Here is a 26,446-nt window from a genome sequence, read left to right as displayed (position 1 = left end):
GGCCTGACTATGCGGCGGCGCCTCGCTGCCGCAACGCTGCCGCCAGCCCGCGCACCTCGTCCAGGGCGCCCGCCACGCCCTGCTCGGCCAGCACTTGCGCAAGCCGCGAACCGACCACCACCAGATCGGCGTGCCGCGCGACGAGCCGGGCTTCGTCGGGCGAGCGCACGCCGAAGCCCGCGGCCACCGGCAGCCGGGTATGCGAACGCAGCCGCTCCAAGTCCTGGGCGATGCGGCGCTCGTCGGGCAGGTCCGCACCCGTCGTGCCGGCCAGCATGATGTGATAGACAAAGCCGCTGGCGTCGCGCAGCAAGCCCGCCAGCCGCGCGTTCTCGGACGTCGGCGCGGACATGCGGATCAGATGCAGGCCATGCGCGCGCGCCGCGCCGCCGATCTCGTCAGCGTGTTCAAGCGGCAGGTCGATGATGATCAGGCCATCCACGCCCGCCGCGGCCGCGTCCTCGATAAAGCCGTCAACGCCACGCCGCAGGATGGGATTCAGATAGCCCATCAGCACCACGGGCGTATGCGCGTCCGCCTCGCGGAAATCGCGCACCAGGGCCAGCGTGCGCCTCAGGGTCTGGCCGCCGGCCAGCGCGCGCACGTTGGCCTGTTGCAGCACGGGACCGTCCGCGACCGGATCGCTGAACGGCATGCCGAGTTCGATCACGTCCGCGCCCGCCGCGCCCAAGCCGCGCAGCAGCTCCAGGCATGCGGCGGGATCGGGATCGCCCGCCGCAAAATAGGTCACCAGCCCACTGCGGCCGGATTGGCGCAGCGCTGCCAAGGTTCGATCAAGCCGGGTCATGCCGCCACCTCGCCAAATTGAGTCACCGTGTCCATGTCCTTGTCGCCGCGTCCGCTCAGGCATACGACGAGAATCTCGTCACGCCCCATCCGCGGCGCCAGCTTGCGCACGTAGGCCAGCGCATGCGCGCTTTCCAGCGCGGGCAGGATGCCTTCCTTGCGCGTCAGCCAATGGAAGGCCGATACGGCCTCGACGTCCGTGACCGACACGTAGTCCACGCGTTTGCGATCATGCAGCAAGGCGTGCTCGGGACCGACGCCGGGATAGTCGAGGCCGGCCGATATCGAATGCGCGTTGACGATCTGGCCGTCTTCGTCCTGCAGGTAATAGCTGCGACAGCCGTGCAGCACGCCCTCGTAGCCCGCGCTGATGCTGGCCGCGTGGGCCCCGCTGGCCAGACCCAGCCCGCCGGCTTCCACGCCGTACAGGCGCACGTCCGCAAGCTCCAGGAAGGGATAGAAGAAACCCATCGCGTTGGAGCCTCCGCCCACGCAAGCCACCATGGCGTCGGGCATGCGGCCGGTCTTGGCCGCGATCTGCTGGCGCGTCTCCTCCCCGATCACCTTCTGGAACTCGCGCACCAGCCAGGGATAAGGGTGCGGTCCGGCGCCGGTACCCAGCAGGTAGTACGTGTCGGCCGGGTGGGCGATCCAGTCGCGCAAGGCCTCGTTCATGGCGTCCTTCAGCGTGGCGGTGCCGGCATGCACCGCGCGCACCTCGGCGCCCAGCATGCGCATGCGGCGCACGTTGACGGACTGGCGCTCCATGTCCTCGGCGCCCATGTAGACCACGCACTGCAGGCCGAACAGGGCGCAGACCGTGGCGGTGGCCACGCCATGCTGTCCCGCGCCGGTTTCAGCAATGATGCGGCGCTTGCCCATGCGGCGAGCCAGCAGGATCTGCCCCAGGCAATTGTTGATCTTGTGCGCGCCGGTGTGGTTGAGGTCTTCGCGCTTGAGGTAGACCTGCGCGCCGCCCAGCTCCTCGGAAACGCCGCGGGTCAGGAACAGCGGGCTCGGCCGGCCCACATAGTCGGCCAGCAGGCCGCGGTAGGTCTGCCAGAAGGCTTCGTCCGCCAAAGCCGCCTTGAACTGGCGTTCGAGTTCGTCCAGGGCGGGGACCAGCGTTTCGGGCATGTAGCGGCCGCCGTAGGGGCCGAATTGGCCTCGGCTGTCGGGCGCGGCCGGATGGATGGCGGATGGCATGGGCAAGTTTTCCGTGACGGGATAGAGATAACTTGCCTTATGCTATCTTCACAAAATATTTATTTGAATCAATGATTTATTTCCCATACATGTAAGGCCAGCTAACAGCCATGCGACGCCTGCCGTCCCTCAATGCCCTGCGCTTCTTCGACAGCGCGGCTCGCCAGGCAAGCTTCACGCTGGCCGCCAAGGAACTCTGCGTGACCCACAGCGCGGTCAGCCAGCAGATCCGGCAGCTGGAAGACTGGCTGGGCTGCGCCTTGTTCGAGCGCCGCGCCGGGCGCGTCCACCTGACCGCGGCGGGCCTGGATCTGCAGCGCGCCGCGCATGATGCCTTCGACCTGCTGGAGCGCCGCTGCGATGAACTCAGGCGCGGCACGCAGCCAGCGGAACTGGCGGTGGGCGCGCCCGCCAGCTTTCTTTCCAACTGGCTGATCCCGCGGCTTGACCGGTTCGAAGCCCAGCATCCGGACATCCGCGTCAGGCTGCAGACAGCCGCCGACGCCGCCCTGCTGAACACGCAGCGCGTGGACGCGCTGATCCTGGCCGGACGCGCCTGGCCGCAAGAATGGGATGTCACGCCGCTCTTCGCCGAAACCATAGGTCCGGTCTGCACCCCGGCCCTGGCCGCGCGTATCCGCAGCGCGGCCGACGTGCAGGGCATGCCGCTGCTGCACACCAGTTCGCGGCCCGACGCCTGGAAGGATTGGGCGGCGCGCCAGGGCATCGCGCTGACGCCACGGCAAGCCGGGCGCGAGTTCGACCATCTGGGCCACATGCTGGAAGCCGCCGCGGCCGGGCTGGGCGTGGCCATCGCGCCGGCGGTGCTGGTGGAAGCCGAACTGCACCGAGGCAGGCTGGCCGCGCCGCTGGGCTTCGTCGAAAGCGGCGCGGCCTTCAGCCTGTGCCTGCGCAAGGATGCGGTCCGCGCCGACGCCGCGCACGAACGCCTGCGCGACTGGCTGCTGGCCAGCGCCGGCGCGAACTGATGCCATCCACGCAACGCGCGCAAACCGGTTACGCTTGCGCGCCGAACCACACCGCCGAAACATATCCATGAAAAAGCTCTGCGCGATATTGGGCCTGGTGTTCCCCACGCTGGCCAGCGCCGCCTACAGTCTTTCCGCCACCGAGGCGGCGGTGCTGGAAGCGGTGCTGCGCGACGAGCTCGACACCTACCTGCAAGGCGGCAACAGCCTTATCGGAGCAAGGCTCGGCCTGCCCGCGGCGACCGCCGAAACCGTGTCGCGGGCCTATGCCAACGGCCCGACCGCGCGCTTTCCCGCGTCGCTGGATATGAACATGCTGATCGCCGGCCCGATCGATGCCGGCAAGCGTAGGGACGGACAGGCCGTATCGTTCGCCACCGCCGGATCGCCGACGGTCCGGGCGCATCTGCCCGCCGGCCTCACGCCGTCCGCGCACCTGGCCCTGGCATGCCGCCGCATGCAGTGGGTCGACCATTCCCCCACCTTCATGGACTGCCGCGACGCGGCCCCTGCCGGCAAAGCGGAAGCCTCCCGCCTGAAGCGCGACCTGGACGACTTCTACCTGGGCAAGCCGACCGACATCCAGGTGTCCCAGCTGGCCGTCAATATATCGGTGTACGCCAGCCTGCTGGCGCCCGGCCACGGCTGTCCGAAGAACATCGAGACGTGCCGCCAGGCCATCCAGGGCGTCGACGGCGCAAGCCAGAGCAAGCAACTGCCGGCAATCGTGCGGCGCTTCCAGCAGGCGGGGCTGGATCTCAGCCCGTACCAGGGCGACAAGGCGGCAACCGCGCCGGCTCGCTAGCGCGCGCAGTGGGCCGTGCCGGGCCGCGACCGAGCTTACGAAGCGGCCTGTACCGCCCCCATTTATTGCAATTCCGCGCCGCTATACTGGTCTTACCTCAATACCCTTTACGCGCCGCGCCTTTTCTGCTGCGCCCCGTTATGCACGTCTTGTTGGCCATGCTGCGCCCCGTTGGCCGGGCGCTATTCTGTACCGTCGCCACCCTGCTCTGCGCCCAGGCCTACGCCGCACCACCGACGCTGGCGCAATGCCATGGCATCAAGGATATGGCTTTCGTCGCCCACCTGGACGACGACCTGCTGTTCATGAACCCGGACATCGCCTCCAACATCCAGGCGGGGGGCTGCGTGCGGCTGGTCTACCTGACCGCCAGCGATGCCGGCGAAGGCGAAAGCTACATGCTGGGACGCGAACGCGGCGTGCGCTCCGCCTATGCCTACATGGCGCATCAACCGGACGAATGGAAGGAAGACTCCGGCACCGCGGGCGGACGGCGCATCGCGCGCTTTACCCTCAAGGGCAATCCGCGCGTGCAGCTTTGGCACATGCGCCTGAAGGATCCGTGGCTGGGCAAGGGCTGGGGCAGCCTGACGCCGCTGAGCCGCACCGAATCCGTACCCGGACAGAACGTCGACACGCTGGGCCCCTATGCCGAGTCCTACACGCGCGAACAGTTGATCGACACCCTGGCCGACCTGATCCGCCAGTACGCGCCGACCACGGTGCGCCACCTCGACGACACCATCGCCGTGCCTTACACGCAGCTGTGCTGGCGCTGCGCCGGCCACGGCCATCCCGACCATATCGCCAGCGCCCGGCTGGCGCGCGAAGCCATGCTGCGCGCGCCCGGCAACTACGCCGAGATGGGCTATGTCGATTACCCCAGCCAGGAACGCGCCACCAACCTGACCCAGGCGGAGATCGCCAGCAAGTCGCTGATCTTCCAGCACTACGCCTGGAACGACTACCACTATTGCGCCGGCCCCACCGGCTGCAAGGAACCCGCCGGCCCGGCGGCCGCCTGGGTGCAGCGCGCCTATTACGTGTCGCGCCAGGACATCGCGCCGCAGCTCTACCCGGACGGGCGCGGCGGCATGGTGGTGTTCGCCGCTGGCGAAACCAATGGCGCGGTGAACCGTTGGGACACCGGCGAGCGCCGCTGGCAAAGCCTGGGCGGGCGCACCAGCGGGCCGCTGGTCTCGTTCAGCCATACCGATGGCACGGCCGGCCTGATGGCGCGCGACCCGCTGGGCGGCGTATGGGCCAACAAGCAGCGCCATGACGGCACCTGGCAGGGCTGGCAGGCGCTGGGCGGCCTGCGCGTGACCCAGATCCCGGCCGTGGCGCCGCGCGGCGAGGCCGCCGCCGTGGCGCTGGGCTACGACGGGCTGCTGCACTGGATAACCCCGTCCGGCATCGACGGCAGCTGGGGCGCCTGGCAGGACCTGCCGCCGCTGGAAGGCGTGACCGGCTCCCCGGCCGCGGCGCTGGGTGGCGACGGACGCTACATCATCTTCGCGATCACCGGGACTGGCGAGCTCTACTACACCCGCCAACTGCCTGCCGCCAAGAGCCAGCTCCCCGAATGGCAGGACTGGCGCCGCGTGCCCGCGCCCCAGGCCGCTGGCGGCCTGGCGGCGATCCGCAATCACCAGAACCGCGTCGAACTCTATTTCCGCCAGCGCGGCAACAACCACCTGACCCGGCTGATGGAGACCGGCGACACCACCGATCTCGACATGGACTGGGGCTCTCCGACCGACATGGGCGTGCCCTACATCGGCCGCCCGGCCATCAGCGCCGATGCCAGCGGCAACGTCATGGTCGCGCTACTGGAACGCGCCGGCGGACAGCTCTGGCTGGTGGAGCACGGCAGGCCGTCCAAGCTGGACGCCCAGGCGGCCTCGCCGCCCGCGCTCAATCTGGTCAACGGCACGCTTTACATCGTCGCCCGCGCCACCGGCGGCCCGCAGCGCTACGAGGTGCTGTCGCGCCACGATGGCAACTGGACCCGCGGCGTCACCCTGGAGGGCGTGCCATCCGCTGGCGGCGGCCCCTTTGAAACCGTGGCCGCGCGCCCCATCGACCTGCCCAAGCTCGGCGCCAATGACGCCAACAAGGCGGCGGTGGTGCGCCCCTCTGCCGAGGATCCCGGCACGCTCAGCGTAGGCCGCATGCCGACGCAAGCGTCCCAGGCGGCGACGCCGACCACGGTGCGGTGATGATTTCGGTTCTTGTCATCCCTCGTTACCGGAGGGAAAATCCCGCCTAGCCGCGGGGTCCGGCCCGCGCGCGCCAAGCGCCATGTCGCCGCAAGGGGGGAACCGCAAGTGAAGGATGCAGTCCAGTACCAGACTCACACCCCCACCCTGCTCGAACCCGACCCCTCGTCGGACTGGCTCTACCACTGCGCGATGAGCCTGCTCAAGCTCCCCGCCGACGACGCGATCTCCGAACAGCTGGCCTACATGGGCGAGACCTCGGACGTGGACCGGTCCTGGATGATCGAGTACCGCCCGGACATGCTGCGCCTGCGCAATACCCATGAATGGTGCCGCGGAAAGACCGAGCCCTTCGTCGCCGAACTCCAGGACGTGCCGACCACGCTGATCGCCTGGCTGCACAAGTTCATGGTCAAAGGCCAGGCGGTCGCGATCCACGACGTCAACGACCTGCCCCGCACCGCCCGCGCCATCCAGGTCGAGTTCCAGCGCCAGGGCAACAAGAGCGTACTGAGCGTGCCGGTTTTCCACGACAAGAAGCTCTACGGCATCATCGGCTTCGACACCACCGTGCGGCACCGGACCTGGTCCGCCGACGAGGTCCGCGCCCTCTACCAATGCGCCAACCTGATCGGCCAGGCCAAGTACGGCAACAGCCGCGAACGCGGACGCACGCCACGCTACGACAGCGCCACGTCCGTGATCTATCTCAGCATGCGCGGCGTGGTCCGCGGCGTGCAGCCCGAAACCATCGTGGGCGTGCGCTCGGCGGGCAACTACAGCGAGATCTGGCTGGAAGACGGGTCGATGGTGCTGGACTCGCGCGCGCTCGGCATATGGTCGACCCTGCTGCCGGAACAGACCTTCTTCCGTGTACACCGCACCGCCATTGCAAACGCATTGCATGTCATGGACGTGGACCGCCGCAGCGTCGACAAGTGGTTGATCCGGATGCGCGCCGTGGACGAGACCTGGCCGGTGTCACGCTCATACCGCAAACCGCTGCGCGAACGCATGGGAATCTGAACCGGGCGAGCCTGCGAAATATGCAGTTCGTCATGCCGGCATGTTGTTTCGTCCTGCCGCAAGTGGCCGCGCAACGGGTTTTTGGGATCATCGCAGGCAAAGGAACAGCCGTTCCCACAGTCCCGCAAAGAGAACCGCATGCTGACATCCCGCATCCTGCCGCGCATCACTTCCCTAGCCTTGAGCGCCGCCTGCGCACTGGGCGCCAGCCAGGTCCGCGCGGCCGACCTGGCGCTGCAGGATGCCGTCTCCATGGCCGGCATGCAGCTGTACCTGAACTCGGGCGCGCCGGGACTGATCATCGCGGCGGTGCGCGGCGACGAGGTCGTGATTCAGGGCTATGGCGAAACCGCGCCAGGCAACGGCGTCGAACCCGACGGCCGCTCCATTTTCAGGATCGCTTCGGTATCCAAGGTGTTCGCCGGTGACGTATTGGCGGCGCTGGCGGCCAAGGACAAGCTGAAGCTGACGGATCCCCTGGCCAACTATGCGCCGGAAAACGCCAAGGTCCAAGCCAACGGCCGTCCGCTGACCCTGCTGGACCTGGCCACGCATTCGGCCGGCCTGCCGCGTGAATTGCCCAACCCCGACGCCAAGCCCTCCGACAATCCGTTCGCCGCGTTCGACCGCGCCTATTACTGGAAGTGGGTCGGCAGCCACCAGCCGGCCTACGTGCCCGGCACCACCACGCTGTATTCCAACCTGGGCTTCGGCCTGCTGGGCGATGCGCTGGCCAAGGCCGGCGGCGCGGACTATTCGACCGTGCTGGCCGACGAAGTCCTGAAACCCGCCGGCATGACCGACACCACCAATGCGCTGAGCGACGCGCAGAAAAAGCGCCTGATGACCGGCCTGGATCCCTTCGACAAGCCCGATCCCAATGCCCCTGTGCCTGACGTGATGTACGCCAGCGCCGGCATCTACTCCACCGCCGACGACATGGCGCGCTGGATGCGCTGGCACCTGGACGGCGCCAAACAATCGAAGCAGGCGTCGTTGCTGGCGCACACGATGTGGCTGCCCTATGACGGACTGAAGTCCGTCGTAGGCACGGAAGTCACCGATGCCGACGGCATGGGCCTGGGCTGGGTGGTGACCCTGCCGCGCAACGGCACGCCCTTGCTGCTGGGCAAGAGCGGCGGCCTGGGCGGCTTCATGTCCTACGCCGTGCTGTCGCCCAACCGCGGGCTGGGCGTGTTCGTCGTCGCCAGCCGCGTGAACTTCGCCATGTTCAACAACATCCATTCCCAGGTGCGTGAACTGGCGGCCGAGTTGGCGCGGTGAACGGACCCCGCCGGCCGCTGCGCCAGGCCGCAGCGGCCGCGCTGCTGGCCGTGGCCGCGCAAGGCGCGTGCGCGCAGGAAGCCCGGGACATCTTCAAGACGGAGATCTTCCTCACGCCCTACAGCGAGCTGGGCGAGGGCGGCGAAACCTATCCGCGGCTCAACGGCCGCTTCCTGCTGATGACCGGCTATACCGGTTTCTTCGGCGTGCAGGACGACAACGGCCAGCTTCCCCGCTCGCACTGGAGCAGCGTGCAGCCCACGGCGGAGGCGGCCCTGGTGCTGCAGCTGACGCGGCAGTTTTCGATCCGCACCAAGGCGACGTTCAACTCGTCCACCAACGACACCAAGGACAATGCGTTTTCCGACCTGGGCGTGAATCTGGACAACCTGTTCGCCGCCTATACCGCGGACAACTACGCGCTGTACGGCGGCAAGATGGACCTGGGCTTTGGCGACGCCTGGCACGTGATCGATGGCTTATACACGGGCTTCAACGAGAACTCGGAATTCCGCGGCTCGATCGGGCTGGGCGGGCGCTACACCCTGGATACCTCGGGCCGCGGAACGCACTCCGTGGCCGCCATGCTGTTCAAGCGCGACAACACCGCGATGAACCGACGCTTCAGCCTGGACGGCGGCCTCATCGGGCCCGATCAGCCGCCGATGTTCAGCGACCAGTTGAAGTCCTTCATCCTTTCCTACGATTTCCGCGATCTGCCCGGACTGGAAGGACTGTCGGGCGGGCTGGACGCGGGCCGGCTGCATCTGGATCCGGATCAAGGGAAAAGCGCCAACACGGTGTCGGCCCGGCTGCGCTACGACGCGCCGCTGGCCAACTCGTGGAATCTCAGCTGGTTCAACGAAGCCACTTATTCCAGCGCCTTTCGCGGCGCCCCCGTGTCCAACGGCAACGGCGTGACCTCGGTCTCGTTGTCGCGCGACCGCTGGCAGCTGACCGCGACGGCCGCCGTGCGCAAGCTTTCCGGCAACGGCCAGAAGCTGGCGCAGCATGGCCTGCAAGACGACACGGATTGGGGCATTTCAGGTGCGGTCACCTACGTCACCCCCATGGGATTCATCGTGCAGGCCGGGCTCACGCATCAGCGCGACCAGGCCCTGCGCATCAACCAGGGCGTTTTCCGCATCGCTTACCAAGCAGGATTCTGAGGCCATCATGAACCGCAAACACACGCTCGTCACCGGAGTTATCCTTCTTGCGCTGGGCGGCGGCACGGCCGTCTGGTCGCAACCCGTGCCCATCGCCAACGCGCCGAATCCGCCCGCGGACGCCGTCGCCATCCCGCCTGGCAGCAAGGAGCGCGCCGTGCAGGAACTGCCGCAAATCGTCGCGGACATCATGCGGCGCAGCCAGGTGCCGGGCATGGCCGTGGCAGTGGTCATCGACGGCAAGACCGTGCTGGCGCAGGGATACGGCACGCGCGAGGCCGGCAAGCAGGCGCCGGTGGATGCGCAGACCGTGTTCCAGATCGCATCGATCTCCAAGTCGCTGTCGGCGACAGTGGCGGCGATTGAAGTATCCAAGGGCCGCGCCTCCTGGGACGATCCGGTCTCGCGCTATCTGCCGGACTTCAGGCTGAGCAACGCCTATGTGTCCGAGCGCGCCACGATCGGCGATTTCTTCGCGCACCGTTCCGGCCTGCCGGGCACGGCGGGCGACGATCTCGAAGACCTGGGCTTCAGCCGCCGCGACGTGATCGCCCGCCTGCGCCTGCTGCCGCTGGACGCCTTCCGCACGTCCTACCACTATGCCAACTTCAGCACCACCATCGGCGCCGAAGCGGTGGCCAAGGCCGCCGGAAGTCCCTGGGAGCAACTGGCCGACGACCAGCTTTTCAAGCCCTTGGGCATGAAGTCGACCAGCTACCGCTACGGCGACTTCGAGGCGCGCGGCAATCGCGCCGTGCTGCACGCCTACCAGCACGGCCGCTTCGTGCCCGCGGGCCAGCGCAACGCCGATCAGCAGGCACCCGCGGGCGGCGTGTCCTCCACCGTCATCGACCTGGCGGAATGGCTGAAGCTGCTGCTCGCGGACGGGCAATATCAAGGCAAGGCCTTGATCGCCCCCGGCGCGCTGTTGCCCGCGCTCTCCCCCCAGGCATTCAGCGCCCGCGCGCATGACCTGGACTCGCGCTCCGGCTTCTACGGCTATGGCTTCAATGTCAACACGGAACTGGGCGGACGCCCTTCAATGGGGCATTCCGGCGCCTTCCTGATGGGAACGGGAACGACCTTCCGCATCGTCCCTTCGGCCGGCATCGGCATCGTGGTGCTGACCAATGGCGCGCCGGTGGGCGCGGCCGAATCCGTCGCGGCATCGTTCACCGACACCGCCTTGTACGGCAAGCCCACGCGCGACTGGTTCGCGGCCTACAACGGCGCGATGAAGGCGTTCTTCGAACCCCAGGCCGATCTGTCCGGACAGGCCGATCCCGCCAAGCCCGCAGCTTCGAAAGCGCTGTCGCAATACACCGGCAGGTTCGACAACCCCTACTACGGCCCCGCCGAGATCCAGGAGGCCAACGGCGCCCTGACCCTGGTGCTGGGACCCAAGGGCATGCGCATCCCCTTGCGGCACTGGGACGGCGACACCTACGCTTTCGCGCCCGTGGGCGAAGCCGAACTGGTTGCCTCGCTGGCGTCCATCGTCTTCAGGATGGACCAGGGACGGGCCCAGGGCTTCGACATCAAGTTCTACGACGACAGCGGCCAGGGCCGCTGGGTTCGCAAGTAGCCGCCGCGCCCCGCCGCGCCGCCGGCTCAGAAGCGGTAGGCGGCGCGCAGGGTCAGGGACTGGTCGCTGTATTCCCCATTGCCGCGCAAGGCATATTCCGTCTTCAGCTCCACGCCCTTGGGCGTGACGTATTCCAGGCCGGCCGCCAGGTTGCCATAGGTCCTGGGCATGCCGGAGCGCAGCGTGAAGGGAGTCGCGCCCGCGCCGCTGAGCTGCATGGTGGTCACGACGTCGCCGCCGCTCAGAAAGCTCATCCCGCCGGCCACGTACGAGCGCAAGGTCGCGCCGCTGGCCAGGTCCTTGCGCCCGCCCAGCTCCACCATGGGCGAGGCCATGAACGAGGTCGTGTCGTTGCCGCGCACCTTCAGGTTCAAGGCGCCCGCGCCCTGTTCGCTGTAGCCCTCCTGCCGGATGTGGTTCACGTCCAGATCCACATAGGGCCGCAAGTACCAGGACGGCTGGCTGAATTCGTAGGCGGTGCGCAGCCTGGCCGCCAGAAATGACGACTCCGGCTTGCTCTTGGCCGTGCCGTCCAGCGTGCCGCGCGACATCCTGCTCTTCTCCACGCCGCCATGCACGGCAAGCGAGACCTGCCACGGCGCATTGTTGTACTTCAAGGCCAGGCCGCCCGCGTAGGTGTCGCTATTGCCCGAGAAGTCGGCGGCCGACGTGGTCTTGCCGTAGGCATAGTTCAACGAACCGCCCAGGAACCAATTGGTGGCGATCTCGCGCTGCGCGCCCAGCGTGAGCGTGCTCTGGCGCACGCGGTAACCCTCGTCGTCCGAGGTGGACTTGCGTTCGGTCCAGTTCGTGTCCAGGCGGGTCCAGACGCAATCGCCTTCGCGCAGGATCGTGCTTTCGCCGACGAACGCCGGGCAGCTCATCATCCGGTTCATCGACGCGTAGGAGGCATGCATCTGGTTGGCGGCGCGGGCGAACTGGCCGTCGTGGGCGATGCGGTTCAGGGCGTCGCGGTACTGGTCCGCGCTCTGAACGCCCGTGAACTTGTCGAAGGTGGAGGCGTCGCTTGCTTTCCCCTGGTTCCAGAGCGCCTGCAGGGAATTCGCGATCCTCGCGCGATCCGCGGTGAGCGGAAACGCCGCAGGCGTGAAGTTGGCGTCGACGGAAATGAGCGGGTCGCGCAGGCCGCCCGCGCCATTGTTCTTCAGCGCGTAGCTGAACAGGGGGCTGTCGCTTGCGGTCGCGGGAACGCTGGTTTGCGCGGCGTCGAAATGGCCTATCCCCAGCCATACGTTCTTCACGGGATTGCGCAGCACCGGCTTGACGGTGCCCGCGAAGGTCGAAGCGCCCGCTACCGAAATGAAGTCGCTGTCGTGGCCGCCGAAATTCAAGTCGGGCCGGTAGGTTCCCGTATGGTTCAGCGCGCCCGTAATGCGCGTGGTCGTGTACACGCCCGGTCCGCCCGGATTCAGGATGCCGGCGCTGTCCAGGTCGCCCTGGAAGCGGGCGCCGCTGTACAAAGTGCCGCCGGTGTTGTTGTGAAAGATGCTGCCGCCGCCCAGGAGCACGTCGCCCGCCACGATCCCATTGTTGTTGACGACGGCCGCGCCGGCCACGTCCATGGCCGTCCTGGCCTGGATGACGCCGGCGTTGGTGATGGTGGTGCTGGCAAGTGGCGTGATCGCCAGGATGCCCGTGCCGGATGCGCCGCTGGCGCTGACCAGGGCGTTCTGGCCCAGGTTGATCGAGATGGCCCGGCCTCCGCCATAGGCGCCATTGCTGATGGCAACCACGGCCGGCGAATTGGCGCCGGTGGCGACCACCTGCGCCGCATGGCCGATGTCCACGCTTACCGGCCCGCCATAGGCCAGTTCGTTGCCGGGAGTGCTGTACTGGTAGAGGTTGCCGTCCTTGAACACGCCGCCCCCGCCCACGCTCATCGCCAGGATCGCAGGCGCGTTCGCGCCCGAGGTCTGGACGGTGCCGCCCGTGCCGATAGCCACGTTGACCGCGCCGCCATTGCCCTTGCCGCCGGTCAGGCCGGCGTTCTGGATCAGGCCGGTCGTGTATTGCGCGGATGACTGGTCGCCCGCCAGCCCCCCGCCGCCGCCCACGCTCTGCGCCAGTATCCCGGCGGCGCCCTTGCCCGAGGTCGCGATCAGCCCCGCGATGGACAGGTTGACGGCGTTGCCGTCTCCGCCTTGCGCGGGAGACGAGACGGGCTTCAGCGTCACCAGGCCGGGCTGCGTTGCCAAGCCGGCGATGCCGCCCCCGCCGCCTATGCTTTGCGCGACGACGCCGTGCGAATTGACGCCGGCCGTAACGATGCGTCCGCCCACGTCCTGCGTCACGCTGACCGCGCCGCCCGGTCCCTGCATCGGCGAACTGGCGCCGAACGCGATGTTCACGGCATACGCAGCCGGCCCCGCGCCGTCGTCCAGCGTGACCAACCCGCCGCCTCCGCCGATACTCTGCGCCAATATGCCGAAGGACAGCGCGCCGCTCGTGGCGATGCTGCCGCCCGTGTTCGTGACGTTGACGTTGCCCCCGGCGCCGGTGGCGTTGCCCAGGAAGGCCCCCATGCCGGTTTTCGCGGTGCTGCCCAACTGGATATCGACGCCGCCAAGGGACGCGCTGGACGACGCCGCCGCCATGCCGCCGCCTCCGCCCACGCTCTGCGCCATGATCCCCGGCGCCCACCAGCCCTGCGTGGCGACGCGGCCGGTATTGTTGGCCACGCTCACCGCGCCGCCGGATACCTGGACCAGGTTGAATCCGTTGGTATTGGACGGATACTCGCCGCCCAGGACGACCGCCAAGGTAGCCTGCTGCTGGATGGCGGCAAGGCTGGCCTTGCGCAGGGCGAGCATGCTGACGCCGCCCCCGCCGCCCACGCTTTGCGCCACGATACCGGCGGAGCCGCCCGCGTCCGTCGAGAGAACGCCGCCATGAACGACGCCAACCGCCCCGCCCGTGCTGGTCGACACGCCCTCCCCGGGGTCGCCGCCCAGCGCGACGGTCGCGGCGGTCTGGCTCCACAGGAACAAGGGCTGATCGACCACCGATATGCCGCCGCCCCCGCCCACGCTCTGGGCCAGGATGCCAGGCGCCTGATGGCCCTGCGTGCCGATCCGGCTGGTGGCGGCGCTGGCGTCCACCGTCACTGCGCCGCCCGCGCCGCTGGCCCCGTCCATGCCGCCGTTGCGCACATTGATCAGGGAACCCAGCAGCGATCCGCCCTTGGTTCCCAGAATGCCGACGATGCCGGTGATCTTGTCGATGATCTCGGGCGCCTGGCTGCCGGCGCCGGCCGAGACCACCGCCTGCAGGTCCTGGCCGCTGGCCGCGCTTCTGCCCCCGCCACCGCCTATGCTCTGGGCAATGATGCCTGCCGAACCGTTGCCTTGCGTGGCGATCGTTCCCGTGTTGGTGACGATGGCCGGATCGGACGCGCTCCCTCCGCCCACGCCTGCCGCGCCGCCGTTGCCGCCGGTCTGGTGGGTGATGCTGGTCTGAGGCAGCGCCACCGTGTAGAGGTCCTGCGCGCCGGACGCGGCGGCATTGATCAGCGCATCGATGCTGGACAGCAGGGTGGATGCCCCGGCCGAATCTATCGCCCCGCCATTGCCGCCACCGCCGCCGATACTCTGCGCCAGGATGCCCGGCGCTTGGTCTCCCGCCGTCGCGATGGCGCCGTCGTTGCGCACGTCGAATGCGCTTGCGGCGTTCCCCGCGCCACCGCTGCCGCCGGTCGTGACCCCGACGGACAGGCTGACGGCCTTTTTGAAGGCCAGTTCCGGCCCCTTCTCCAGCCAGTCCGCCGCCTTCTCCAACAGGCCGGCCAGGCTGCCCGGCGCGCCCAGGATGTCATTGAAACTGGCGGCGTCGTGCATCTGGACGATGCCCCCATTCCCCCCGCCGCCGCCTATGCTTTGCGCGACGATCCCTGCCGCCCCCGCCCCCGCCGTTGCGATGACGCCAGTCGCCGCATTGCCGACCTGCGCACGGCCGCCGCTGCCGCCTTGCCCACCCTGTCCGCCATGCCGCACGGACAGTTGCAGATCGATTCGCGTGTTGCCTATGACCGGCGTCTTGACTGGCGCCAGGACTCCGCCGCCATTGCCTCCGCCGCCGCCAATGCTCTGCGCCACCACGCCGTTGCCTTGCGCGCCCGAGGTGCGGATGCCGCCTTCATTCGTGACCCGCGCCGTGCCGCCATCGCCGCCTCCTTGTCCCGCGCCGCCGTTGGACACCGCGACCGTGACGGCGCCGCTCGGGTTGTCGCCCACTTGCGGCGCGATCGTGACGACGCGGGAATTCGCCAGTCCGCCGCTGCCGCCCCCGCCGCCTATGTTTTGCGCCAACACGCCATTGCTGTGCGCGCCCGCGGTCGTGATCGTGCCCTGGCGGGCCTGCGTGAATAACACAGTGCCGCCGGAGCCGCCGCTGCCGCCCTTGCCCCCGGTAGCCACCGTCACGTTCAGCCCCACGCCCACGCCGACCGCATTGGCCGATCCGCCGCTGCCGCCTCCGCCGCCTATGCTCTGGAGTATCACGCCGGATGCGTTACCGGCCCGGGTCTGGATCCTGCCTTGCGAGGAAAATTGGATCAGGCCGCCGTTGCCCGCCGCGCCGCCCGTGCCGCCGATGGCGACCGACGCGATCACGCCGGTGCTGTTGGCGTCGCCGCCCACGCCGCCACCGCCGCCTATGCTTTGCAGCAGCACCGCGGCGCTGTTGTCGCCCGAGGTATCGATGCCGCCGCTGTTGGCCATGGCGATGCCGCCGCCCGAACCGCCCGTGCCGCCATGCCCGCCGCCCACGGCGATGATGCCGTTGCTGGACGAGGCCAGCCCGCCGCCGCCGCCCGCGCTGTTAGCGATCACGGCGGCGGCGTCGTTGCCGTGGGTGCTGATGGCGCCTGCGTTCGTGATGGTGATCGCCTGGCCCGCAAGCGCGCCCGCGCCACCGTTGCCGCCTTGTCCGAACGCGCCGCTGGCGCCGGCCGGACCGCCTTCCCCGCCCAGCACGCTGGCCACGATGCCCTTTGCGCCGACGGTGCCGGCGGTTCCGGTCGTGATCTTGCCGGTATTGGTGATCGTGACCGCGCCGGGCGATCCGCCCGCGCCGCCATTGTGTCCCTCGGCCCACGAGCCATGGCCGCCATTGCCGCCGTTGCCGCCCTGGGTCAGCACGTAGACGCCAATGCCGCGATTGCCGTTGGCCTTGATGGTCCCGCCGTTGGCAATGGTGACCGAGCCCGCGTTGCCGCCTGCGGCGGCTTTGGTGTCGGTGCCGTTGGCGGTCGACGCATTCCCGCCGATGGAGCGGGCGATCACGCCATACACGCCGTCGCCCAGCCCGGTGACGGAAGATCCTGCCGACGCGGTAAAGACGACGCTGGAAGCATCCCCGCCGCGGCCTGAATCGCTATGTCCGCCAAAGTCGCCCGTGTGTTCGGCGGCGCCGCCGTTGCCGCCCGACGATATCAGGCCCACCGCCGCGCTGACGTCGGCCGGCCCCGGCCCGCGCGCGGTCACCGATGTCGTGCCCTGCAGGATCACGGACGCGGCGCCGCCATTGCCGCCGTGGCCGGACGTGTACGCGCCGCTGAAGCCCTTTGCGATGGCGCTGTCAGTCCCCGATCCTCCCCAGGATTGGACGGCGACACCGAAACCGGCGCCGACCACGTTGGCGTTGTTCAACGTGGCTCGCGCCTGGTGTCCGTCGCCGCCTATCCCGTAGCCGCCATTGGGTCCGTCAGCGTTGCCCCACAGGCCGCCATTGCCCCCCGCGGAATACAGATCGATCCCGCGGCCGGCGGCATTGACCGTGCTGGCTGCCAAGGTGTAGTCGATGATCCGCCCGCCGCCGCCATTACCGCCCCAATGGTTGGGGTCCGCGTCCCTGCCGTTGCCGCCCTTGCCGCCGCTGACGTCGATCAGGATGCCGGTCTGGCCGGGTGCATTGGCGCTGATGCGCTGATTGCTGTCCGTCTGCACGAAGTCGCGCTGCCCCCACTGGCCGTCATGGCCGTTGTCGGGGTGGTCGCCGCTGGAACAGCAGGTGCCGTCGGCGCCGCGCAGTTCATAGGACAACGGTGCCGTCTGCGCCCAGGCCGGGCGTCCGAATACGTAAACGGTGGCAATCCCCGTCTGCAGCAGCAGGGCCAGCCAGGTAAGCCGCAAGCCGTGGCGGACTGGCTTGGAAGTATCTTGCGGGGAGATCATGGCGGCGGCTGCGGCGAAATTGGGCAAATTGAGAAATTCGCCGTTCGCCGCGCGCCGTACAAGTCCCGGATGACGAATCAACCATCCGGGCTGATGAGTCGCCGCTCCCGGCCCTATTTCGAATCCCGCACCGCCGCGACCATCTTGATCTCCACCGCCAGCCCGGGCCGCGCCAGCGCCGCAACGCCCAATATGGTCCAGGCCGGGAAGTCGGAACGTATGTACTTTTCCTTCACCGCGCGGAAGCCGGCAAGGTCGGCGCCGACGTCGACGTGATACGAGACCAGTTCGACCGCATCGGTAAAATCCAGGCCCAGATGGCCGAGCACCGCGGCGATGCGCTGGAACGCCAGGTCCGCCTGCTCCACAGCCGATTCGGGCAGCGAGCCGTCGGCGCGCAAGCCAATCTGCCCTGCGATGAAAACCAGCCCGTTGGCCGTGACCGCAGGCGAATACTGGAACAGGTCGAAAATACGGTTGCCGCCAAAGACGGGATCGTCATCGGGAAGGCGCAGACGCTCGATCTTGCTCATGGAAGTCCTTGTGCAACGCGGGCGTTGCTTATTGATCGGATTTGCAACTCTACTAGGGAACGTCGCGATGTCCACCTCCCCCGCCGACAACGTGATCGCGCTGTATCGCGAACATGCCGACGCCTTCGAGAAACTGCGTGGCACGCAGCTGGTCGAACGCGCCTGGCTGGAAGCGTTCCTGGACCTGCTGCCCGGCCCCGCCCCCGAAGTGCTGGACATAGGCTGCGGCAACGGCGTCCCCATCGCCCGCCACCTGATCGAACGCGGCTGCAGGCTGACCGGTGTGGATGCCTCGGACTCCATGCTTGCGCGGGCAAGAGCCTCGTTCCCTGATCACAGCTGGATTGAAGCGGACATGCGCCACCTGCCACCCTTGCGTCCCTTCCACGGGCTGATCGCCTGGCACAGCTTCTTTCACCTGCGGCCCGAAGACCAGCGGCCAATGTTCAAAACCTTCGAACGCCTCGCCGCGCCGGGTGCCGCGCTGATGTACACCAGCGGAACGTGTCTGGGGGAGGCCATTGGCCAGTTCGAAGGCCAGCCGCTCTATCACGGCAGCCTGGACACCGCGGAGTACCGCGAGTTGTTGCGGCAGGCCGGCTTTGAAGTGGTACGCCACGTGGAAGGCGATACGACCTGCGGCGGCGCGAACATCTGGCTGGCGCGGCGGCGCTGATAAAACCTTTGAGTTACATCAAGGTTTGACCGGCGTACGACGTCGAAAAACCCCGCCCCTGCGCCATAATCAGAATGCCGCGGCCCTTCCAGGGCCGCGCGGGGCCCACCCGGCCTCTTCGGTTTCCCCAACCTCGATCAGGCGGACCCGGCATTCATGCAAAGACTTATCCTCCCGCTACCCGGCAACGAAGGATTCGCCAAGCGCCTTGCCGCCCTGTGCCAAGGCGAACTCGGCGCTGTCGAAACCCGCCGCTTTCCCGACGGCGAAAGCTATGTGCGGCTGCATGGCGACCCGCAAGGGCGCGCCGTCGACATCGTCTGCACGCTGGCCCGGCCGGATCCCTGCTTTCTCAGCCTGATCTTCGCGGCCGACACTGCGCGCGAACTGGGCGCCACCGAGGTCAACCTGATCGCGCCGTATCTGGCCTACATGCGCCAGGACAAACGCTTCCAGGACGGCGAAAGCGTCAGTTCGCTGTCGTTCGCGCGCCTGGTGTCCGCGACCTTCGACCGCCTGCTGACGGTCGATCCTCATCTGCACCGGCATCCGTCGCTGTCGGCGCTGTACACCATCCCGACCACCACGCTGCATGCGGCGCCGCGGCTGGCCTGCTGGATTGCCGGCAATGTGCAAGCGCCGCTGATCGTCGGCCCCGACGAGGAAAGCGAGCAATGGGCCGGCTCGATCGCCGCGCGCATCGGCGCGCCGCACGTGGTGCTGCGCAAGACCCGCCGCGGCGACCGGCAGGTCGACATCGAAGCTCCCGATCTCTCCGCCTGGCGCGACTACACGCCGGTGCTGGTGGACGACATCGCCTCTTCCGGCCGCACCCTGGTGGTGGCTGCCGGCAAGCTGGCGGGCATGCGGCCGCCGCAATGCGTGGTGGTGCATGCGCTCTTCGCCGAAGACGCCTGGGCGCAGGTATCCGCCTGTTTTGAACGCGTCGTTTCCACCGACGCCGTGCCTCATCCCAGCAACCGCATCGAACTCGCGTCCCTGCTGGCCAACGCGCTGCTGCGCAATCTGCGCGATTGATCACCCGATTTGAAAGGAACCCGCAATGACGCTCCGCCAGCATTGGCTATCCGGCCACGGCCCCATCCAGCACCGCGCTGACACCGTCGAACGCGTCGACGCGCTGGTGCGGCGCCTGACGGCCAGCGGCCGCGTCGCCAGCGCGGACGATGCCTATCGCATGCTGGCCGCGGCCGACCGACTCAGCTGCGCCGCCATGAACGTGGTGGCCCACATGACCTACGCGCGCCGCATCGACCTGAACGGCGGGCCGTTGGCAGCCGACGACTTCAAACCCAATCCCGAAGGCCACACCGGCGGATCGCTGAACATGGCGCCCGCCTTCGTCGCCTACCTGCTGGCCAATGCGCTGAGCGGCAAGACCCGCAGCTGGCTGATGGGCCAAGGCCATTGCGTGGCCGCCATCGAAGCCGTCAACGCCCTGACCGGCGACGTGTCGCCCGCGCAGCGCGGCCGCTATGACCGCAGCGAAGCCGGGCTGGGACGCCTGATCACGGACTTCTACTCCTACGCCATCGACGCCCGCGGATTGCCTGCCGTGCCGCTGGGCAGCCACGCCGGCCCCAACACGGCGGGCGCCGTGTCGGAAGGCGGCTACCTGGGCTTTGCCGGCCTGCAATACGTGCATATGCCGCTGCCGGGCGAGAGCCTGGTGGCATTCCTGAGCGACGGCGCGTTCGAAGAACAGCGCGGCTCCGACTGGGCCACGCGCTGGTGGCGCGCCGAGGATTGCGGCCAGGCCGTGCCGGTGATGATCCTCAACGGCCGCCGCATCGAGCAGCGCACGCAGATCGTGCAGGAAGGCGGCGCGCATTGGCTGGCCGAGGACCTGCGCCACAACGGCTTCGATCCGCTCATCGTCGACGGCCGCGATCCGGCAGCCATCGCCTGGGCCATCCTGGCGGCGGAAGACGCGCTGGCCGCAAGCCTGGCGGCGCCAGGCTTCCAGTACCCTGCCCGGCTGCCCTACGTCATCGCCGAAACCGAAAAGGGATTCGGCTTTCCCGGCGCCGGCACCAACGCCGCGCACAACCTGCCGCTGGGCGGCAACCCGCACACCGACAGCGCGACCCGCGATGCTTTCAACGCCAGCGCCGCCCGGCTGTTCGTCCCGGGGCCTGAACTGGACGCGGCGCTGGCCGCGCTGGCCAATCACGATGCGCAGCGCCGCCCGCTGGAAAGCAGGCACCCCATGGCGCACCGGCATCCCGACGCGCCTGCGCTGCCCGAGCCCGCCTGGGAAGCCGCTGGCGTCCAGGGCAGCGCCATGGCGGCGCTGGACCGCTGGTTCGTCGAACTGGTGCGGGCCAATCCGCGCCTGCGCGTGCGCATCGGCAATCCGGACGAACTGGCCAGCAACAAGATGGGCGGCGCGCTGGCCTTGCTGAAGCACCGCGTCGACCATCCAGAGGCCGGCGTGGCCGAAGACCAGCACGGCGCCGTCATCACCGCCCTGAACGAGGAAGCGGTGGCCGCCGCCGCGCTGGCGAACAAGGGCGGCCTGAACCTCATCGTCAGCTACGAGGCCTTCGCGATGAAGATGCTGGGGCTGCTGCGCCAGGAGATCATCTTCGCGCGCCGCCAGAAGGAACTGGGACAAACCCCGGGCTGGCTGTCCGTACCGCTGGTGGTCACCTCCCATACCTGGGAAAACGCCAAGAACGAGCAATCGCACCAGGACCCCACCATAGGCGAAGCCTTGCTGGGTGAAATGTCCGACACCTCGCGCGTGCTCTTCCCGGTGGACGGCAACAGCGCCGCGGCGGCGCTGCGCGCGGTCTATGCGCAGCGCGCGCAGGTCGCCTGCCTGGTCGTGTCCAAGCGCGACGGCAAGCAGCGCTTCGACGCCCAGGCGGCGCAGGCATTGGTGGAGCAAGGCGCGGCCCACGTCGCCGGCGACCCGCAAGCCTGCGCCCTGCAATTCGTCGCCATCGGCGCCTACCAGCTCGAAGAAGCCCTGAAGGCGCGCGCCCATCTGGCCGCGCTGGGCCACGAGTGCTGCGTGTCCGTGGTGCTGGAGCCGGGCCGCCTGCGCGCCCCGCGCGACGAACTCGAAGCGGCATTCACGCTACCTGACGCCGCCCTCCACGCCCTCTTCCCGCCCGGCCTGCCGCGCGTGCTGCTGTGCCATACGCGCCCCGAACCCATGCTGGGCGTGCTGCGCCGGCTGGACGGCGGCCCGGCCCGCACCCGCGCGCTGGGCTACATCAGCCGCGGCGGCACGCTGGACGTGCCTGGCATGCTGTACGCCAACCGCTGCACCTGGGCGCACGCAGTCGATGCCGCCGCTGCCGTGGCGGGCTGGCGCCGGGCAGACGTGCTGGACGCGCCGCGCCTGCAAGCCCTGGACGGCAAGGGCAATCCTGCCGACCTCGCCTAACCCTTCTGATGCTGCACAAGGAAACCATGCTCACACTGACCTGCCTGGGCGGAGCCGGCACCGTCACCGGCTCCAAGCACCTCCTGAGCCACGCGGACACGCGCCTGCTGATCGACTGCGGCCTGTTCCAGGGCCTAAAGAACCTGCGCGAACTCAATTGGCAGCGGCTGCCGCTCTCGCCCGCCGATATCGATGCGGTAGTGCTCACGCACGCGCATCTGGATCATTGCGGCTACCTGCCGCGGCTGGTGGCCGAAGGTTTCAAAGGCAAGATCCACGCCACGCCCGCGACCCGCGACGTCGCCGAACTGATCCTGCTGGACAGCGCCAACCTGCAGGAAAAAGACGCCGACTTCGCCAACCGCAAGGGCTTTTCCAAGCACAAGCCCGCGCTGCCGCTTTATCGCGTGGTCGACGCCGAACGCGCAATGACGCATTTTTCCGATGTAGCGCTGCACCAGGAAACCGCCTTGCCCGGCGGCGCGAAGCTGACCTTGCGCCGCGCCGGCCACATCCTGGGCGCAACCACCGCGCAGATCGATATCGGCGGCATGCGCGTGGTGTTCTCGGGCGACCTGGGCCGCTACAACGATCCGGTGATGCATGATCCCGAACCCGTGCCACGGGCCGACTATATCGTCATCGAGTCGACCTACGGCAACCGGCGCCACGACCCAGCCGATCCAGTCGAAGCCCTGGGCGCCGTGATCGAACGCACGGTGCAACGCGGCGGCACTGTCGTCATTCCCGCCTTCGCCGTCGGGCGGGCGCAGACCCTGATCCATGCGCTGTGGAAACTGCGCCAGGCCGGCCGGCTGCCGAACGTCCCGGTCTACCTGGACAGCCCCATGGCGACCAGCGCCACCGAGTTGCTGGACCGCCATGCCGGCGATCACAAGCTATCCCCGCGCGAGTACGAGGCCGCCTGCTCGGCCGTGACCTACGTGCGCGACGTCGAGGAATCCAAGGCGCTGTCGGCCAACCGCTATCCCAAGGTCATCATCTCGGCCAGCGGCATGGCCACCGGCGGGCGGGTGCTGCACCACATCGCCGCCTTCGGCAGCGACCACCGCAACACCCTGCTGTTCTCGGGTTTCCAGGCCGCCGGCACGCGCGGCCGCAAGCTGCTCAACGGCGCGACCGAGACCAAGATCTACGGCCAGTGGACGCCCATCAACGCCGAGATCGCCGAGCTGCCCATGCTGTCGGCGCACGCCGACAGCGACGAGCTGATGCGCTGGCTGTCCGGCTTTCAGGAAGCGCCGCGCCGGGTCTTCGTCGTCCATGGCGAGCCCGAGGCCTCCGAGGCGCTGCGCGAACGCATCCAGCGCGAACTCAGCTGGCATGTCACCGTCCCGCTGCAGGACCAGAGGTACGAGCTGTGAGCAGCGTTACGGAACTCAAACCGCCCGCGCTGCGCGCAACGCGCATGCGCCTGCACGCGCAGCATCAGCCGATAGCGCTGATGCGCGCGGACTGCCACGTCTGCCGTTCCGAAGGCCTGGCGTCGCGCTCGCAGGTGCTGATCACCTCGAACGGCCACGAAGTGCAGGCCCAGCTCTACCAGATCGACAGCGACCTGCTCGCGCTCGACGAAGTGGCGCTGTCCGAGGAAGCCTGGGACGCGCTGGCAATACGCGACGGCGACAGCGTGCAGGTCCGCCACCCGCCGGTGCTGGAATCCCTGGCCGGCGTGCGCCAACGCATCTATGGCCGCCGCCTGGGCGAAGAGGATCTTGCCGCCATCGTCCGCGACGTGGTGCGCGGCCGCTACACCGACGTGCACCTGTCGGCCTTCCTCACCGCCACGGCCACGCTGCCGCTGAGCATCGATGAAACCATCTTCCTGACCAAGGCCATGGTCGACGTCGGCGACCGCCTGGGCTGGCAGGCGCCGATCGTGGTCGACAAGCATTGCGTGGGCGGCCTGCCCGGCAACCGCACCACCCCGCTGGTGGTCGCCATCGCCGCGGCCAACGGCCTGGTCATGCCCAAGACCTCATCGCGCGCGATCACCTCGCCCGCGGGTACCGCCGACACCATGGAAATGCTGGCGCCAGTGGACCTGGGCATCGAACAGCTGCAGCGGGTCGTCCAGACCGAGGGCGGCTGTATCGCCTGGGGCGGCGCCATGCACCTGAGCCCGGCCGACGATATCTTCGTGCGCGTCGAACGAGAGCTGGACATCGACACCGAAGGCCAGTTGATCGCCTCGGTGCTGTCCAAGAAGATCGCGGCGGGCGCCACGCACGTGGTGATCGACATTCCGGTCGGCCCCACCGCCAAGATACGCAGCCACGAGACCGCCGAGCGCCTGGCCGGCCATCTGATAGAAACGGCCGCGCATTTCGGTCTGACCCTGCGCTGCCTGTACACCGACGGCAGCCAGCCCGTCGGCCGCGGCATCGGACCCGCACTGGAGGCCCGCGACGTGCTGGCGGTACTGCGCAACGACCCCGATCAGCCGCAGGACCTGCGCGAACGCGCCGCGCTGGTCGCCGGCGCCGTGCTGGAAATCGGCGGCGCTGCGCCGCCGGGACAGGGCATCGCGCTGGCCCTGCAAACCCTGGACAGCGGCCGGGCCTGGGAGAAGTTCGCCCGCATCTGCGCCGCCCAGGGCGGGCTGCGCGAACCGCCTCAGGCCGCGCACGTCGAACCTCTGGTCTCGCTGCAAGCCGGCCGCGTGACCCATATCGACAACCGCAAGCTGTCGCGCCTGGCCAAGCTGGCCGGCGCGCCGGAACGGCCCGCCGCCGGCGTGTCGCTGCACGCGCGGCTGGGCGACGAAGTCGCGCGCGGGCAGCCCTGGCTCTATCTCCATGCGCAGACTCGCAGCGAAATGGCCTATGCGCTGGAGTATGCGCGGCACGCCGGGGATATCGTGACCATCGAAGCCTGACGCGGGCGGAGCTGGTCTCAAGCCGCTACGCGATCGGCCACTTCGGCAGCCTGGCCTTGCGGTACGGCAGGCTGCGCCAGTCAGGGCTGGCGGAACCGGGCGCGGCCACATACAGCACCGCCTTGGCCAGCGGCGCGTACTTGGCGTGGAAGTGATGCGCGGACTTCACCACGATCAGGCGCTGCGCCGTCAGGTCGCAGCCCAGTTGGGTAAAGAGGTCCGTGTGATAGGCCTGGGTGCGCAGCGAGACCAGGGCGACCAGGATGCCGTCCACGTCGACCAGCGCGCAATCGCCCAGGGCGATGCGGGTGTTGGAGTTGCCCGTCATGGTCATGTCCGCATGCGTGGCCACGACCCGGCAGCGCGCGTCCACGGGACTGCCAGACAAGGGGCCGACCTTGCCGCCGATACGCAGCTCCAGCTCCGCGCCAGGGCCGGCGTCGAAGGCGATGCGGGCGGCAACCGGATCCCACAGAGGGCCGATGGCGGCATTGCGTATGCCCCGTTCGCGCATCCTGGCCAGCAGATAGGTAGAGTCGCCGGCCGCGCCGCTGCCGGGATTGTCCGAACGGTCCGCGAGCACGATGGGACCGCCGCCGAAGGCCAGGGCTTCGTCCAGCGCCTGGTCCACGCTGCGGTAGGGCACCATCAACTGTTCGCGCATCGCGATGAGTTCGTCGGCCAATTGACGCGCCAGCATTCGTGCGCGGGCGGCATCGCCATCGGCGTAGACCAGCACCTTGGTGCCCATTTCCGGCACGTCGCCGGTGGCGAAGCCTTGCGCCGCCGAGATCGACAGGATGCCGTCGCGGCCTTCCAGCGCCTTGATGCGGCTGACGAACCCCTGCGCCGGTTCGCGGGTGGTGTGCATGGGCACGATCATGTCGCAATCGACCAGCGCGGCCACCGGCCGCGTGCGGCCGGCCTGCGCGTCCAGGCACAAGGCCAGCAGGTCTTCGGCGCGCTCCAGCACATCGGTATGGGGATACTCCTTGAACAAGACCAGCACCGTGGCCTGCTCCACCATCAGCGGCGTGAGATGCGCGTGCGGGTCCAGTTCGGCGCCCACCACCACATCGGGGCCGACGATCTCGCGCACGCGGCGCAGGATGTCGCCCTCGCAGTCGTCGTAGCCGTCGGCCACCATGGCGCCATGCAGGCCCAGCAGCACCATGTCCACCGGCAGCGCCGCGCGTAGGTCGGCCAGCAACTCGTCGCGCAAGGTTTCGTAGGCCGCGCGCGTGGTGGTGCCGCCCGGCTGGGCCGAAGCGACCAGCCCTTCGACCAGCGTCCAGCCGCCCGCGCTTGCGCCCTGGCGCGCGGCCCACAGCGGCCCGGCGTAGAACGTCATGTGGTCGGGATGCGTGCCGCCGGGGAGGTATTCGCGCGACTTGAAGGCCGCCAGACCGGTAGGCACGGGCGAGAACGTATTGGTTTCGGTGGCGAGGGCGCCGGTGAATATGCGCATGGGCGACTCCAGGGCGCGGCGCGCCGCTAGCGGTTTGAAGGCGACAGGCCTTGCGGCATGTCCGCCGGCCAGGAACAGCTGCAAATTCTGAGCGCCGCCTGCCCGGTCCACAAATTCCAAATCATGAACTGTCCATAACCTTTCATATGCGCGCGGAAAGGCTTTCGG

17 protein-coding genes are annotated in these 26,446 nt (G+C 68.6%); 12 read left to right on the top strand and 5 right to left on the bottom strand.

Annotated elements, in window-relative coordinates; all coding sequences use genetic code 11:
- Nucleotides 1-7: 7 nt before the first annotated feature.
- Nucleotides 8-808: a tryptophan synthase subunit alpha gene (trpA, locus tag IAG39_RS05320; RefSeq protein WP_059378669.1), complete on the bottom strand. Its 801-nt coding sequence runs from the start codon at nt 806-808 to the stop codon at nt 8-10.
- Nucleotides 805-2,013, bottom strand: coding sequence for a tryptophan synthase subunit beta (gene trpB / locus IAG39_RS05315; protein WP_118931286.1), 1,209 nt, complete (start codon nt 2,011-2,013; stop codon nt 805-807). Before trpB ends, trpA begins: the two co-directional genes overlap by 4 nt.
- A gap of 110 nt (nt 2,014-2,123) precedes the next feature.
- Here trpB and IAG39_RS05310 point away from each other — a divergent pair, with 110 nt between their 5' ends.
- From IAG39_RS05310 to IAG39_RS05280, 7 genes are all read left to right on the top strand, one after another.
- Nucleotides 2,124-3,002 (top strand): LysR substrate-binding domain-containing protein, encoded by an 879-nt coding sequence (locus tag IAG39_RS05310; RefSeq protein WP_118931287.1) that lies wholly within the window; start codon nt 2,124-2,126, stop codon nt 3,000-3,002.
- 67 nt (nt 3,003-3,069) lie between these two features.
- On the top strand, nt 3,070-3,807 hold the full coding sequence (locus tag IAG39_RS05305; protein WP_124260331.1) for a hypothetical protein: 738 nt from the start codon (nt 3,070-3,072) through the stop codon (nt 3,805-3,807).
- A 140-nt stretch (nt 3,808-3,947) separates the two neighbouring features.
- On the top strand, nt 3,948-6,029 hold the full coding sequence (locus tag IAG39_RS05300; protein WP_118931289.1) for a PIG-L family deacetylase: 2,082 nt from the start codon (nt 3,948-3,950) through the stop codon (nt 6,027-6,029).
- Nucleotides 6,030-6,137: 108 nt separating this feature from the next.
- Complete coding sequence (locus IAG39_RS05295) at nt 6,138-7,055, top strand: GAF domain-containing DNA-binding protein (RefSeq protein ID WP_240633169.1); 918 nt, start codon at nt 6,138-6,140, stop codon at nt 7,053-7,055.
- A 138-nt stretch (nt 7,056-7,193) separates the two neighbouring features.
- The gene (ampH, locus tag IAG39_RS05290) at nt 7,194-8,339 is read left to right on the top strand and encodes a D-alanyl-D-alanine-carboxypeptidase/endopeptidase AmpH (RefSeq protein WP_118931290.1); all 1,146 of its coding nucleotides are present in this window, start codon (nt 7,194-7,196) and stop codon (nt 8,337-8,339) included.
- Entirely contained in the window at nt 8,336-9,508 is a 1,173-nt protein-coding gene (locus IAG39_RS05285; RefSeq protein WP_240633171.1) for a hypothetical protein, read from the top strand. The genes ampH and IAG39_RS05285 overlap by 4 nt, the downstream gene beginning before the upstream one ends.
- A gap of 7 nt (nt 9,509-9,515) precedes the next feature.
- Entirely contained in the window at nt 9,516-11,093 is a 1,578-nt protein-coding gene (locus tag IAG39_RS05280; protein ID WP_118931291.1) for a serine hydrolase, read from the top strand.
- A gap of 26 nt (nt 11,094-11,119) precedes the next feature.
- Here IAG39_RS05280 and IAG39_RS05275 read toward each other — a convergent pair whose 3' ends face one another.
- Nucleotides 11,120-17,284 carry an autotransporter outer membrane beta-barrel domain-containing protein gene (locus IAG39_RS05275; protein WP_118931419.1) on the bottom strand — a complete coding sequence of 2,055 codons (6,165 nt, stop codon included), beginning with the start codon at nt 17,282-17,284 and terminating at the stop codon, nt 11,120-11,122.
- Between the two features lie 113 nt (nt 17,285-17,397).
- Entirely contained in the window at nt 17,398-17,817 is a 420-nt protein-coding gene (locus IAG39_RS05270) for a RidA family protein (protein WP_118931292.1), read from the bottom strand.
- A gap of 67 nt (nt 17,818-17,884) precedes the next feature.
- Here IAG39_RS05270 and IAG39_RS05265 point away from each other — a divergent pair, with 67 nt between their 5' ends.
- The 5 genes from IAG39_RS05265 (at nt 17,885) to IAG39_RS05245 (ending at nt 24,810) form a co-directional block, all read left to right on the top strand.
- Entirely contained in the window at nt 17,885-18,493 is a 609-nt protein-coding gene (locus IAG39_RS05265; protein WP_118931293.1) for a class I SAM-dependent DNA methyltransferase, read from the top strand.
- A gap of 156 nt (nt 18,494-18,649) precedes the next feature.
- The gene (locus tag IAG39_RS05260) at nt 18,650-19,531 is read left to right on the top strand and encodes a ribose-phosphate pyrophosphokinase (protein WP_118931294.1); all 882 of its coding nucleotides are present in this window, start codon (nt 18,650-18,652) and stop codon (nt 19,529-19,531) included.
- 25 nt (nt 19,532-19,556) lie between these two features.
- A complete protein-coding gene (locus IAG39_RS05255; RefSeq protein WP_118931295.1) occupies nt 19,557-21,911 on the top strand; it encodes a xylulose 5-phosphate 3-epimerase in 2,355 nt (784 codons plus the stop codon).
- A 26-nt stretch (nt 21,912-21,937) separates the two neighbouring features.
- Nucleotides 21,938-23,296 carry an MBL fold metallo-hydrolase RNA specificity domain-containing protein gene (locus IAG39_RS05250; RefSeq protein ID WP_118931420.1) on the top strand — a complete coding sequence of 453 codons (1,359 nt, stop codon included), beginning with the start codon at nt 21,938-21,940 and terminating at the stop codon, nt 23,294-23,296.
- Between the two features lie 44 nt (nt 23,297-23,340).
- Complete coding sequence (locus IAG39_RS05245) at nt 23,341-24,810, top strand: thymidine phosphorylase family protein (RefSeq protein WP_118931296.1); 1,470 nt, start codon at nt 23,341-23,343, stop codon at nt 24,808-24,810.
- Between the two features lie 25 nt (nt 24,811-24,835).
- Here the strand turns inward: IAG39_RS05245 and IAG39_RS05240 are convergent, their stop codons facing one another.
- Nucleotides 24,836-26,278, bottom strand: a complete 1,443-nt coding sequence (locus tag IAG39_RS05240) for a M81 family metallopeptidase (RefSeq protein WP_118931421.1) — start codon at nt 26,276-26,278, stop codon at nt 24,836-24,838.
- Nucleotides 26,279-26,446 lie beyond the last annotated feature (168 nt).

This window comes from Achromobacter xylosoxidans, assembly GCF_014490035.1.
Taxonomy (GTDB): Bacteria; Pseudomonadota; Gammaproteobacteria; order Burkholderiales; family Burkholderiaceae_B; genus Achromobacter; species Achromobacter bronchisepticus_A.
The sequence above is the reverse complement of the archived record's forward strand: the minus strand, read 5'-3'. Positions and strand labels throughout refer to the sequence as shown.